Source organism: Roseateles oligotrophus, from assembly GCF_025717515.1.
In the GTDB taxonomy this organism is placed as follows: domain Bacteria; phylum Pseudomonadota; class Gammaproteobacteria; order Burkholderiales; family Burkholderiaceae_C; genus Paucibacter_A; species Paucibacter_A oligotrophus.
In genome coordinates, this window is record NZ_JAJIRN010000005.1 from 73,669 (window position 1) to 87,189 (window position 13,521).

The 13,521-nt window shown below is 61.1% G+C and carries 8 protein-coding genes; all 8 read left to right on the plus strand.

Going from position 1 to position 13,521, the window contains the following annotated elements; genetic code table 11:
- Positions 1 to 8 precede the first annotated feature (8 nt).
- The 8 genes from LNV07_RS11645 (at position 9) to LNV07_RS11680 (ending at position 13,184) form a co-directional block, all read left to right on the plus strand.
- Positions 9 to 1,226, plus strand: coding sequence for a TIGR03087 family PEP-CTERM/XrtA system glycosyltransferase (locus tag LNV07_RS11645; protein WP_263571335.1), 1,218 nt, complete (start codon positions 9 to 11; stop codon positions 1,224 to 1,226).
- Positions 1,223 to 2,539: a nucleotide sugar dehydrogenase gene (locus tag LNV07_RS11650; protein WP_263571336.1), complete on the plus strand. Its 1,317-nt coding sequence runs from the start codon at positions 1,223 to 1,225 to the stop codon at positions 2,537 to 2,539. The genes LNV07_RS11645 and LNV07_RS11650 overlap by 4 nt, the downstream gene beginning before the upstream one ends.
- On the plus strand, positions 2,536 to 4,659 hold the full coding sequence (locus LNV07_RS11655; protein ID WP_263571337.1) for a glycosyltransferase family 4 protein: 2,124 nt from the start codon (positions 2,536 to 2,538) through the stop codon (positions 4,657 to 4,659). The genes LNV07_RS11650 and LNV07_RS11655 overlap by 4 nt, the downstream gene beginning before the upstream one ends.
- On the plus strand, positions 4,656 to 6,038 hold the full coding sequence (locus tag LNV07_RS11660; RefSeq protein ID WP_263571338.1) for a phenylacetate--CoA ligase family protein: 1,383 nt from the start codon (positions 4,656 to 4,658) through the stop codon (positions 6,036 to 6,038). Before LNV07_RS11655 ends, LNV07_RS11660 begins: the two co-directional genes overlap by 4 nt.
- Complete coding sequence (locus LNV07_RS11665) at positions 6,031 to 7,350, plus strand: putative O-glycosylation ligase, exosortase A system-associated (RefSeq protein WP_263571339.1); 1,320 nt, start codon at positions 6,031 to 6,033, stop codon at positions 7,348 to 7,350. Before LNV07_RS11660 ends, LNV07_RS11665 begins: the two co-directional genes overlap by 8 nt.
- Positions 7,350 to 8,300 (plus strand): polysaccharide deacetylase family protein, encoded by a 951-nt coding sequence (locus LNV07_RS11670; RefSeq protein ID WP_263571340.1) that lies wholly within the window; start codon positions 7,350 to 7,352, stop codon positions 8,298 to 8,300. Before LNV07_RS11665 ends, LNV07_RS11670 begins: the two co-directional genes overlap by 1 nt.
- Positions 8,301 to 8,302: 2 nt before the next feature.
- Positions 8,303 to 9,823: a polysaccharide lyase gene (locus tag LNV07_RS11675; RefSeq protein WP_263571341.1), complete on the plus strand. Its 1,521-nt coding sequence runs from the start codon at positions 8,303 to 8,305 to the stop codon at positions 9,821 to 9,823.
- 403 nt (positions 9,824 to 10,226) lie between these two features.
- Positions 10,227 to 13,184 carry an Ig-like domain-containing protein gene (locus LNV07_RS11680; protein WP_263571342.1) on the plus strand — a complete coding sequence of 986 codons (2,958 nt, stop codon included), beginning with the start codon at positions 10,227 to 10,229 and terminating at the stop codon, positions 13,182 to 13,184.
- Positions 13,185 to 13,521: the final 337 nt, after the last annotated feature.

The window sequence follows — 13,521 nt, forward strand, 5'->3', positions numbered from 1 at the left end:
CCGAAGCTATGAAAATTCTCTATATCTGCCACCGCTTCCCGTTCCCGCCCAAGCGCGGCGGCAAGATCCGCCCCTTCAATATGATTCGGCACCTGAGCGCGGCCGGGCACAAGATAACCGTCTGTTCGCTGGTCCGCGCCGACGATGAAGGTGTGGAAGGGGAGGGCATCGCGCCGTATTGCGAAGCATTCCATATGGCTCGCGTGCACAACCCTGTGCAGGCGCTGCGCATGGTGGCGCGCCTGCCGCTGCGCACGCCTTCGTCGATGGGTTTCTTTTACTCGCCGGAGCTGCGCCGCAAGATCGACGGCTTGCTGGTCAGCGAGCGCTACGACTTGATCTTTGTCCACTGCTCCTCGGTGGCTCAATATGTCGAGCATGTGGACCATATCCCGAAGATCCTGGACTTCGGTGATATGGACTCGCAAAAATGGCTGGAGTATGCGGACGCCAAGCCTTTTCCGCTGTCCCTGGGCTACCGGCTCGAAGGCTACAAGATGCTGGCGGCCGAGAAGCGCTTGGCGAGGCGCTTTGATCTCTGCACGGCTACCACCCGGGCCGAATGGGAAACCCTCAATAGCTATGGCACCGGCGCGCGCACCGACTGGTTCCCCAATGGTGTCGATGCCGACTACTTTAGCCCCGATGGCTCGGCCTATGACCCGGACACAATCAGCTTCATCGGTCGCATGGACTACTACCCCAACCAGGAGTGCATGGCGCGCTTCTGCGTCGAGACTTGGCCGCTGATCAAGGCCCGGCGGCCGCAGATGAAGCTGACCATCGTCGGGGCCGACCCGTCGCTGGCCATGCGCAAGCTGGGCGAGATCGACGGGGTGACGGTGACCGGCTCGGTGCCGCATGTGCAACCCTATGTGCGCGGCTCGGCGCTGATGGTGGCGCCGCTGGCAATAGCTCGCGGCACCCAGAATAAGATTCTCGAAGCGATGGCGATGGGCGTGCCGGTGGTGACCAGCAGCATCGCCGCCGGCGGCGTCGACGCCGAGGCCGAGGCGCATTTGCTGGTGGCTGACACGCCGCAGCAATGTGCCGACGCGGTGTTGCGCATTGTTGAAAATCCGGCAGAGCGCGAGCGGCTGTCGGCCGCCGGCCGCGCCCGCATGCTCAGCCATCATGCGTGGCCGCGCTCGATGGAGCGACTGGACAAGATAATTGCCCAGGTACGCGACAACGTATCATCAAAAAAACAGGTAGGAATCGTATGAAGATCAGCATATTTGGTTTGGGTTATGTCGGCGCGGTGTCGCTTGCCTGCCTGTCAAGAGACGGCCACGATGTGGTCGGTGTCGACATCGAGCAGGCCAAGCTGGAGTTGATCAAGAGCGGCAAGACACCGGTGGTCGAGGAGGGCATGGTCGAGTTGATGGCGCAGGTCGCCGCCAGCGGCCATGTCAGCGTCACCACGGATGCCATGCAGGCGGTGCAGGAGACCGAGATTTCGCTGGTCTGCGTGGGCACTCCGTCAGCCGCCAACGGCAGCCAGGACCAGGGCGCGGTGCTGCGCCTGGCCGAGCAAATCGGCCTAGCGCTGGCAAAAAAGAGTGCCGTCCATGTGGTGGTGTTCCGCTCTACCCTTGTGCCGGGCACGGTCGAGGCTGTGCTGCGGCCCATCATTGAGCGCGCCTCGGGCAAGAAGGACGGGGTCGATTTCCACCTCTGCTTCCAGCCCGAGTTCCTGCGCGAGGGCAGCTCGATCCGCGATTACGACAAGCCGCCGTTCACCATCATCGGTGCTAACCACGACTATCCCATTGAGCGCCTGCAGGCTTTGTTCGGCCATCTGCCCTGCAAGTTCATCAAGACCTCGGTGCGCTCGGCCGAGATGATGAAGTACAGCTGCAACAACTTCCATGCGCTGAAGATCACCTTCGCAAACGAGACCGCCCGGCTCTGCGATGCGCTCGGTGTCGACCCTTTCGAGGTGATGGACTTGGTCTGCCAAGACACGCAGCTAAACATCTCGCGCGCCTATCTGCGCCCGGGCTTTGCCTTCGGCGGCTCCTGCTTGCCCAAGGATCTGCGCGCCACCACCTATCTTGCCAAGACCCATGATCTCGAGCTGCCGATGCTGGCCGGCATCCTGCCGTCCAACCGCCAGCATCTGGACCAGGCGCTCAACAAGCTGCTGGCCCAGGGCAAACGCAAGGTCGGATTCATCGGCCTGTCTTTCAAGACTGGCACCGACGACTTGCGCGAAAGCCCGCTGGTGACCCTGGCCGAGCAACTGATCGGCAAGGGCATGCAGCTCTCTGTCTATGACCCTGAGGTACATCTCGCGAGCCTGCTGGGCGCCAACCGCAGCTTTGTGCAAAAACACTTGCCGCATATCGGCGAGATGCTCAAGGCCGATCTGGCCGAGGTGGTGCAGGACTCTGAGCTCTTGGTCATGGGGCTGTCCGGCGCCGAGATCGCTAGAGCCGTGGCCGAATTGGCCGGTCCTCAGCACTATGTGCTTGACCTGGTGCGGGTGCCTAATCCCGGCTCCTTCAAGGCCAAGCTGGAAGGGCTTAGCTGGTGACTCAGCAGTCATCGGCGTCGGGCTGGCGCTGGTGTTGGCGCCTGAGTTTGCTGGCCTTGCTGGTCGGCCTTGGCCTGATCGCACCTTACCTGGGTAGCGCCACCGAATTGGTGCGCCTGCGCAATGCTTGGCTGCTGAACACGCAGTTCGACCCGCTGAAGCCCTGGACGCCAGCGGCCGTGCCGCCGGCATTTCTGAGCGAAAAGGCTGCGGCAACGCCCGAGATGGTGAGGCTTGTCGAATCGCTGGGCGTTGCCACGGCAGCCGACGATTGGGCGCGCGCTCGCCTGATCAGCCAGCACTTGCTGGGCAGTAGCTCAAAACTCAATGGCGGGGCGATCCAGGCAGACCTGCAGACCACCTACCGCCGCATCGTCGAGCAGGGCGATGGTTATTGCGCCGATTTTGTCCAGACCTTTGAGGCCCTGGCTTATGCGGCCGGCCTTTTCAGCCGCTCTTGGGCCTTCTCTTTCGATGGCTATGGCGGCCACGGTCATGTGTTCGCCGAGATCTGGAACCGCCAAGCCAGTCGCTGGCAGTTGCTGGACGTCTTCAATAACTACTACTTCAGCCTTGGTGAAGACGGTGTACCGCTTTCGGCGTTGGAGTTCCGTGCTGCGCTGCTGCGTCGCGACCCGGCGTTGCGCTTGCATGCGCTGCATGAAGCGGCGCGGCCGGGCTTTGTCATCGAAGCCAAGGCCTGGGACTATTTCCAACGCGGCGTCGGCCAGTGGTATCTGTGGCTGGGCAACAATGGATTGAGTTATGACCGGCAGCCAGTGGTTCATGCGCTGGGTCGGATCTCCGTGCATGCCGAGCAGCTGGCAGCGATCAGCCTAGGCCTGCAGCCTCAGCTCGCGATCCCGAGCAATGGCAGCCCGCCGGAGCCAATAGCCCGCTTGCAGCAATTGCAACAGCGCCTACTGCTACTGGCCTGGCTGATGCCGGCGGCGCTGCTGCTGTTCCTTGTCAGCCATGGGCGCTTGCGCAAACTGGGCAAGATGCGCATCCGGGGGCAGGCCACTGGCGCGCCGACAGGTCCCATCCTGATCGTCGGGCCGCTGCCACCACCGGCCGGTGGCATGGCCAATCAGTGTGAGCAGCTGCTGCGCCTGCTGCGCGCCGAAGGCCTGGACGTGCGGCTGTTGCGCACCAATGCGCCCTATAGGCCTTCCTTTGCCGGTAAGCTGCCGGTCGTGCGGGCCCTGGTGCGCCTGCTGCCCTATCTGCTGCAGGCGCGCCGCCAACTGCGCGAGGCGGCGGTCGTTCACATCTTGGCCAATTCCGGCTGGGCCTGGCATCTGTTTGTTCTGCCGGTGGCATATATGGCGCGTCGCCGAGGCGTTCCTTTCATCATCAACTATCGGGGTGGCCTGGCCGACGAGTTCTTCAGCCAGGGGCCGGCTCATGTGCGCCGGCTGCTGGGGCAGGCGACGCTGCGAGTCACGCCCTCGGCCTTTTTGCAACGCGTCTTTGCCAAGCATGGGCTGACGGCCGAGATCATCCCCAATATCGTCGATCTGTCGCGCTTTGAAGCACGGCCGCAGCGCGATTTCGGCTCGGCGCCGTGCTTGCTGGTGGCGCGCAATCTCGAGGCCATCTACGATAACGCCACTGCGATTCGCGCCTTTGCGTTGGTGCGTGATCGGTATCCGCTGGCCACCCTGGTCGTCGCCGGTGAAGGGCCGCAGCGTGCCGAGCTGCTGGGGTTGGCGGCTCAGCTGAGCCTGGGTGAATCGGTCGAGTTTGTCGGCCGGGTTGACAATGCTGGCATGCCGCGTTGGTATGCGCAGGCCGATTGCGCCCTGAATGCCAGCACCGTCGACAATATGCCGATCTCGATCTTGGAGGCCTTTGCCAGCGGTGTTCCGATGGTCAGCACCAACGCCGGTGGCATACCCGATCTGCTGGAAGATGGCCAGACCGGTTTGCTTGTGCCTATCGGCGACCACCGGCGCATGGCTGACAGCGTGCTGCGCCTGCTGGCCGGCCGTGAATTGGCGCAGAAGCTGAGTGCTGCGGCCCTGCTGCAGGCGCAGCGCTACGCCTGGCCGCAGGTCCGGCCGCTGTGGCTGGACGCCTACCGACGCGCCATCAATTCGCGAGAAACGATATCTTGAGTAGCCTCTACACCGCTTTGTGCTCACACCTGCTTTTCCCGCTGCATGAGGTGGTCAAGGGCCATGCGAGCGTCGCCGTGCGAAAACGCCTGGAGCGCAGCCAGTGGCTGAGCCCGGCAGCGCTGACGGACGAGCAACTGAACCGGCTGCGGGCCTTCCTGAGTCAGGTCGGCCGCAGCGTCCCCTACTACCGGTCGTTGTTCGAGGCCCATGGTTTCGATCCGCAAGGCCTGAGCTCGGTGGCCGAGCTGGCCCACCTGCCGCTGCTGGACAAGACTCTGATTCGCCGCCATACCGAAGCGCTGAAGGCCGAAGGCCATGGGCCACTGACGCGCTACAACACCGGGGGCTCTTCCGGCGAGCCGCTGATCTTCTTCATGGGCAAGGCGCGCAAAAGCCATGATGTCGGCGCCAAGTGGCGGGCCACCCGCTGGTGGGGCGTGGACATCGGCGACCCCGAGCTGGTGGTCTGGGGCAGCCCGGTCGAGCTCGGTGCGCAGGACCGGGTGCGGCAGTTGCGTGACGCGGTGATGCGCAGCAGCCTGCTGCCTGCCTTCGAGATGTCCGAGGGCAATTTGGATCGATTTGTCGCCGAGATCGTGAGCAAGCGGCCGGCGATGCTGTTCGGCTATCCGTCCAGCCTGTCCCTGATCGCCGCCCATGCGGACAAGCGCGGTATCGCGCTCGGCGGATTGGGCATCAAGGTCGTGTTCGTGACCTCCGAGCGCCTCTACGATGACCAGCGCCAGACCCTAGAGCGGGCTTTTGCCTGCCCGGTGGCCAATGGCTACGGTGCCCGCGACGCGGGCTTCATCGCCCATCAATGCCCCAGCGGCAAGCTGCATATCAGCGCCGAGGACATCGTCGTCGAAATCGTCCGCGCCGATGGCACGCCGGCCGGCGCCGGTGAGCTCGGCGAGATCGTTGTCACCCATATGGCCACGGCGGACTTCCCTTTCATCCGCTACCGTACCGGCGATGTCGGCCGCCTGGGTCAGCAGGCCTGCGCATGCGGCCGCGGCCTGCCGGTCCTGGAGGAGGTGCAGGGCCGCACGACCGACTTCGTCTACGCCAAGGACGGCACCGTGATGCATGGCCTGGCGCTGATCTATGTGTTGCGCGATCTGCCGACCGTACAGCGCTTTCGCATCGAGCAGCTGAGCCTGGACGAGACCGTGGTGCAAGTGGTGCCAGGCGCCGGCTTTGACCAGGGGCTGATCGCACAGATCCAGCAAGCCTTCCAGCGTCGCCTCGGCGCCGATGTACGGGTGCGGGTCGACTGCGTGGACGAGATCCCGGCCGAGGCCTCGGGTAAGTTCCGCTATGTGGTCAGCCGGGTCAAGCCCGAACAGCAGGCCGAGAGGACCGCCGATGCGTGATATTGCCCTGCTGGCCGTCTTCCTGGCTGCCCTGCCATATGCCTTCCGCCACACCTGGGTCGGTGTGCTGCTGTGGACCTGGGTCAGCATCATGAACCCGCATAAGCTGGCCTTCGGTTTCGCTCAAAATATGCCCTTCGCTGCGATCGCGGCGGGCGTCACCCTGGTTTCCGTACTGGTGAACCGCGACAAGCTGAAGTTGGACTTCACGCCGCCGATCAAGGTGTTGTGCGTGTTTATCTTCTGGATGTGTCTGACCACGGCCTTCTCTGTGCACTTCGATCCTTCCCTAGACTATCTGAAGAAGGTGATGAAGATACAGTTGATGACGTTGATCGCAGCTGCTGCGCTGCGCGAACGCAAGCACATCGAGCTGTTCATCTGGGTCAATGCGATGTCAATCGGTTTCTACGGCTTAAAGGGTGGGCTATTCACGATCCGAAGCGGCGGCGGCGAACGGGTCTGGGGCCCTCCGGGCGGTTTTATCGAAGGCAATAACGAGCTGGCGCTGGCGCTGGTGATGACGATCCCGCTGATCAACTACCTGCGCATGGTGGCCACCGGCAAGCGCCTCCGGCTGGGCTTGTTGGTGCTGATTGGCCTGTGCGCGATCGCAGCGCTGGGCAGTCAGTCGCGCGGTGCCTTGCTGGCCATCGCGGCGATGGGCCTGGTGCTGTGGACCCGCTCGGACAAGAAGTTCGCGATGGCCGCCGTGCTGCTGTTGGCCGGTTTTCTGTTGTTGAGCTTCATGCCGGAATCCTGGTCGACTCGGATGAATACCATCAAAACCTATGAAGAGGACGGTTCGGCACTGGGGCGCATCAACGCTTGGTGGTTTGCCTTCAATCTCGCCAATGACCGCCCTCTCGGCGCCGGATTTCAAACAGCGACGTCCGAGCTTTTCAGTCTCTATGCACCTGACCCGACGGTGCCAAGGGCGGCCCATAGCATTTACTTTTCTGTGTTGGGTGAGCATGGCTGGGGCGGACTGATGTTGTTCCTGCTGCTGTGGATTTTTCTTTGGAAAATGGGCGCGGCGATACGCAAGCAGGCCAAGGATGAGCCGGAGCTGAGTTGGCTTTACCATCTGGCCGGCATGTGTCAGGTCTCCATAGCCGGCTACTTAGTCGGAGGTGCGTTTCTTAGCTTGGCCTATTTCGATCTCCCGTACAACATCGCCGTCATTTTGTCGACCAGCTATGTGTGGATGAAGGCCAAGCGCTGGCAGACCGACAAGCAGGGAGCCCTTGGCGCTGGCGCGCCGGTCAGCCAGATCCGCACCGCAGCGATAAAGAGGGCTCAGACTTGGTAATGAAAACCGCGTTCACGATGCTGTCGCCGCCAGGCGTGCGGGCACGGCTGTCTATCCTGATCTTTCACCGGGTGCTGCCGGCGCGGGATTCGATCTTTCCGGGGGAAGTTGACGCAACGCGCTTCAATGAGATCTGCTCCTGGCTGAAGGGCTGGGCCGAGGTGCTGCCGCTGGACGAGGCCGCCGCCCGGCTGGCTAGCGGCAGCTTGCCGGCGCGGGCCTGCGCGATCACCTTCGACGATGGTTACGAGGACAACCGCTCGGTGGCCCTGCCCATTCTGCAAAAGCATGGGCTCAGTGCCACCTTCTTCATCGCCACCGGCTTCCTGGATAGCGGGCGAATGTGGAATGATCGTGTGATCGAGGCCATCCGGCGCGCCCCGGATGGCATGTTGGACTGCCGCGAACTGCTAGGGAAGGAGGGCGCCAGCTTTGCGCTGGCCGGACCGGACAGCCGCCGCGCGGCCATCGAGACCATCCTGACCGCGATCAAGTACCGACCGATGGATGAGCGCCTCTCGCTGGCCTGTGAACTCGAGCGCAGGGTAGGCGTGCCCGAGTCGCTGCGCCTGATGATGGACGACAGCCAAGTCCGTGAATTGCGCCAGGCCGGCATGCAGATCGGCGCTCATACCTGCTCGCACCCAATATTGGCGACGCTCGACAGGACCCAGGCCCGCCGCGAGATCGGTGACAGCAAGCGCTATCTGGAGGATCTGTTGCGCGAACCGGTGTCGCTGTTTGCCTACCCCAATGGCAAGCCGGGTCGCGACTATTCGCCCGAGAGTGTCGACATCGTCAAAGAGCTGGGTTTCGAGACGGCTGTCAGCACCGCCTGGGGGGCTGCCTCGGGCCGCAGCGATCGTCTTCAGCTGCCGCGCTTCTCGCCCTGGGACCACACGCGCCTGCGCTGGCGTGCCCGCCTGCTCGGCAATCTGCGGAGGGGTTGAGCATGGCTGGGTCATTCCGTTGGGTCGCGGTGCGATGCCTGGCCTTGCTGATCGGTCTGGCATCGACGCTGAGCGCGGGCGCCATGCCGGAGGGCTTCGAACTAGGCGATGGATCGGTGGGCCCGACCTGTGCCAACTACCTCGGCATGGGGCCGATGGCCTGGCGCCAGCGCGGCGGTGATTGGGTCGATGCCAAGGGGCAGCCGCACGGCCAGCGTCCGTTCTCAACCATGGACGTGGCGCGCGGCCAAGGTAGGCCCTTTGTCGAGATGGATCTGACGCCGCTGCTGCGTGCCTGGCAGGCGCAACCGCGCCTCCCCCATATCGTCGTGCTGCGCAGCGTAGGCCAGTCCGCGGCCGGCAGCGATGTTATCGAATTTCATAGCCGTGAATCCAGTGATATAACGGCCCGCCCCCTGCTCAAGGTGACGCTCAAGGGTGGGAGCCGCCTGCGTTTAACGCCCGCGGCCGACACCTTCCTGGATTGCAGCTCGCTGAGCAGCCTCGGGCGCCGTGCGGAGCTCAAGACCGGTGGTGACCGCAGTGTGCTGCTGCGCTTCGAACTGCCGAAGAACCTGGCCGAGATCGAATCGGCCGCGCTCTTGCTGAGTAGCGACAAGCAGTACGGCGCCTCGGCCCAAACCATTGGTAGCTTCGCGCTTAAGCCTGCATTTTCCGAGGCCCATGAACCCCGGCAAGGCTTGGCGGCCGCAGCACCGGCCGACCGCGGACTGGAGGGCCATCCCGATGTCTTGTTCACCGCTGGTTTTGAGGAGTCGGCCTGGTTGGCGCGCTTCGGCGAACTGACTTTGCGCGGCGATGCTGAGAGCATCGATGCCGACAAGGCGGGTGGCTTTGTGTCCCTGTTCGGGCGTGCGCTCAAGGTGACGATGCGTCGCGGCAAGAACCTGGGCCTGGATCTGCGCTACCGCTTTGCTCGCCATGGCCAGGCGGAGCCGCAAGAACTCTACTTCCGCTACTACCTGCGCTTCGCCAAAGATTGGAACCCCAGTGGCGACGGCGGCAAGCTGCCCGGCATTGCCGGCACCTATGGCAAAGCGGGCTGGGGCATGCGCAAGCCCGATGGTTTCAATGGCTGGTCGGTGCGCGGCGGCTTCGCGCGCCGGCCCGCCGACGATCCCACGGTGACTCGGCTGAGCGGGCTGGTGTCCTATGCTTACCATGTTGACCAGAGCGACAACTCCGGTGCCGTCTTCGGCTGGGGCGAAGGACTGTCGGGTGTGCTCAGCAATGAGCGATGGTACTGTGTCGAGCAGTTCGTCCGGCTCAACGATCCTGGGCAGCGCAACGGCATCGTGCGCGCTTGGGTGGATGGCAGCCAGGTGCTGGAGCAGGGCGGCTTGCGCTTTCGCGACACCGACAAACTTGCCATCGAAGAGGTATGGCTAGATGTTTACCATGGCGGCGTCGCACCGGCCCCGCATGACCTGACCCTGTACATCGATAATGTGGTGATAGCCCGCCGCTACATCGGACCTACTATGGCCGTTTCGGCACACTGATCTAATTAGAACCTGAAACCCTGAAGAGACCAGCCTGACTTCACCTACTCAGGCGACAACTTGCTTGACAGTCGCCGCTAGCCACATCAAGCCACATCCATCGGATTGCTACAAGGGGTGAGGGCTTAAGCTCGGTGGATTGGTGCATACCCCCGACTCAAGGGGGGCGCAAGAAACGAAAGCTAGATAAAATCCGGATGCTGTTGGCGCAAGCACATCGGTTTGCTGCATTCCAGAATTTGCGAATTCCGGCATTCCAGCGAGCTGGAATTGTTTGATCATCAGTATTTGGTAGTTTTTGGATGGTGCACAGGGATAATTGAAAATATCCATGAGTTCAGAGTGAGTACTCGCGGATCCAGTAACTGCATTATTCTTCCAGTTTGTTTACGTATCATCACCCATGAATATCCCCTCCCAACTGCAATTCTGTCATTTGCTCCAATGGCCAAAGGGTGTTCTGCGCGGCGCTCCTGCGCTAGTGTTGGCGCTTGGCCTTACTGCGTGCGGAGGAGGAGGCACCGAAAAAGCCGATGGTATTTCGAAGATAGCTAGCGCGGAGGTTGACGTCTCCGGCAAACTTGCAGTCGGACTGAAAGATGAGCCGTATTCTGCGCAACTCGGCACTGAAGACAATGTTGCGCCTCATGATTATTCGATCGTGGACGGCGATTTGCCGCCGGGTTTGAGATTGGATACCGCGACAGGATCGATCACTGGCCGGCCGGCGCGAGTTGGTGAATACAGTTTCAATGTCCGCTCGCAAGACGCCACTGGGTTGGTGAAAATGCAACGGTTCACTATTTTCATCGATGAATCAGCGGGCTCAGCCAGCACCGCACCGGGATTGGCGCCTAAGCCGGCTGTTATAGATCGGGCAAAGCGCTTGTCCGCGCTTACCCCCGCCCCTACTGCGGCACCCGACGTCTCCGGACTGCTTACGATTGTTGCCGGCATGGCCGAAGGCGAGTGGCGTCGAGTGAACCTGAACGCGTACTCGTCAGTGTGGACGCCTGCAAACTTGCGTCCTTTGTTCGGATCAAGTAACCCTGATCCTTCAAAAATTATTCTCTCCTGGAGCGGATTTGCCTGGGATTCCAACCGCGCTGCGCTGCTGCTATATGGCGGCGGCCATGCCAATTACGGTGGGAACGACGTTTACATGTGGCGTGCCAGTACGCAGATGTGGGAGCGCGCCTCTCTGCCGAGCATGATGGTAAAAAATTCGCTGGGCCATATGAACGCGATCGACGGCGCGGCCAAAGCGCCGGCATCCGCTCACACCTACGACAACAATATTTTTCTGCCGATTCTTGACCGTATGCTGGTGTTGGGTGGCGCCGCAGACCCAAATGGCGGGCACTACCTCACTCAAGCAGCCGACTCATCTCAGCGTGTCACTGGGCCCTACCTTTTTGACCCGAGTCGGGCGCACTCTGACAAGGTGGGAGGAAGCACGGGTTCGCATGTCCAACGTGTGGCGCCGTACCCTGAAATTCTGGGCGGCGATATGTGGTCGAACCGCGAGTCGTGGCTCAACGGGTCGACAACTTCGAAGCCTCCCGTTGAATCCCTGGTCAATGGCTGTACGGGCTATTCCAAGGAGGCGGACCGTGACGTAGTGTATGTACGTACCGCGTACCGTCTTTATCGCTATGAAATAGGAGACCTGGGTAACCCTGCATCAGATGTTTGGAAACAGGTTGGTCAATACTACTATGGCGGGTCCGGTGGACAGAGCACCTGCGGTTATGACCCAGTGCGCAAGATATTCTTGTCGACGCACCTCAAGACGCCCTTCATCTTTTGGAATCTGGCCAATCCTGGAGTCGTGGTTCGGGACACGTTAGTAACACCAACCGACCCTAGCGGAGAATTTTCGACGCTACTGTCGAGCGGAGCTATATCGATGTCCAAGTGCGGTCTGGAGTTTGACCCCGTGCGCAGCAACTTTAAGCTTTGGTGCGGCGATGGCCGTGTCTGGACCGTGACACCTCCGCCGACGGCCACTGCTAGCGGCTGGACTATTGTCAAGGCGCCGCTGCTGGCGAGTGCGGTACCAACCGAAGGTACGGGCACCGGCATCCTTGGCAAGTGGAAATATGTGCCGAACCTCGATGTTTTCATGGGTCTAGCCGATGCAGTTCAGGGCAATATATGGATATACAAGCCGCTTGGCTGGGTGAATCCGGCCGGAACCGCTAATTTGCCGCCTTCGGTGTCGATCACCGCACCTGTCAATGGTGCAAATTTCACGGTGGGGGCACCAATTTCGATATCGGGCGCTGCAGCTGATGGCGACGGGAGTGTCGCCAAAGTTGAGTTTTTTGCCAACGGCACCAAGATCGGAGAAAGTCAGTCTGCACCGTTCGGCATGGTTTGGTCTGGCGCGATGGTTGGCATACAGACAATTACTGCAATTGCCACAGACAATGCGGGTGCCACCAAGACCTCGTCCTCGGTTGCGGTCACGGTCAACCCGGAAGTCGTGTTAAATAACCCACCTACCGTACTGTTGCTTCGGCCCTCTGTTGGTGCCACCATACCCTTTGGAACACCCATTCCGCTTGAAGCGTCTGCAGGAGACAGTGATGGCAGCGTGGTGCGCGTTGAGTTCTTTGCTGGAGCCAGCAAAATAGGCGAGGCCACCAACGCACCTTTCACGTTGGTCTGGACCTCTCCACCATTGGGCTCAAGCGCACTTTCCGCAGTTGCCACCGATGACAAGGGTGCGAGCACCGGTTCGGCAACGATTTCGATTAACGTAGTACCCGCTCAAGGCACCGGGACTGTCACGCTGCAACGCGGCTCTGGGCAGTCTGTTGTAGCCGATACCTACCTGTCAAATTACCACCAAACCTTGAACTTCGGGTCAACAACCAATGTCCAGGACCAGTCCAGCAATTACTCGTCGCTTGTCCGTTTCGCGATATTCGAGTCAGAAGGCGGTCCTGTTCCGAATACCGCGCGCATTACGTCTGCGACGCTTTCGTTGTATAAATTCTCGTCGTACGACGTGGTTTTTTCCTTGCACCGGGTGTTGCAGGACTGGTCGGAGAGTTCTTCCACTTGGATTTCTAGAAAACCGGGGATAGCTTGGTCGACTCCAGGCGCCAACGGCTTAGATAGGGATATCGCTTCGGTGCCCGACGCTTCGGCGGCCACTAATTTCGACCCAGGTTGGATTAATTTTGATGTAACTTCCAGTGTGAAGGATATGAGCATGGCAACAGCGCTCGACAACTACGGTTGGCGACTGAAGGCTGTGAGCGGCTACACAACTGCGATCAAGAAGATTTACTCGAGCGAGTTCACGGGCACGCCGTCACTTCGTCCGAAACTGCAAATCACTTATGAGTGAAGATGAGCGATTCACAATTGCCGAGTTAGTCGTATCAGCCATTTGCTAAAGTTCTGCAGTGCTTACGGCCGAGCTTGCCTTGAGTCCGTGCCGAGGGTTGCTCAGGCCATCCTGTATAGGTAGGCTCAGTCTGTTGTGTCGTTACTTGATTCCGGTGCATGACATGCTTTAGCAGCGGAGCCCTAAGCGATAATCTAACGGCGGGTTTCCCGCTTAAGGCCAAATTCTCAACGATACTTTCGCTTAAAACACGAGGGGACTTGGCATTGGCAAAGGGCGTGAGGCAGCGTTGGGCGCATCCTTTACGTTGGCTCGCAACCTAGGGTCAAGTTGGTGA

Excerpts from the sequence above, each read along its gene's own strand:
- LNV07_RS11650 (WP_263571336.1), top strand. The coding sequence starts at position 1,223 with ATGAAGATCAGCATATTTGGTTTGGGTTATGTCGGCGCGGTGTCGCTT.
- LNV07_RS11680 (WP_263571342.1), top strand. The coding sequence starts at position 10,227 with ATGAATATCCCCTCCCAACTGCAATTCTGTCATTTGCTCCAATGGCCA.
- LNV07_RS11675 (WP_263571341.1), top strand. The coding sequence starts at position 8,303 with ATGGCTGGGTCATTCCGTTGGGTCGCGGTGCGATGCCTGGCCTTGCTG.
- LNV07_RS11670 (WP_263571340.1), top strand. The coding sequence starts at position 7,350 with ATGAAAACCGCGTTCACGATGCTGTCGCCGCCAGGCGTGCGGGCACGG.
- LNV07_RS11645 (WP_263571335.1), top strand. The coding sequence starts at position 9 with ATGAAAATTCTCTATATCTGCCACCGCTTCCCGTTCCCGCCCAAGCGC.
- LNV07_RS11665 (WP_263571339.1), top strand. The coding sequence starts at position 6,031 with ATGCGTGATATTGCCCTGCTGGCCGTCTTCCTGGCTGCCCTGCCATAT.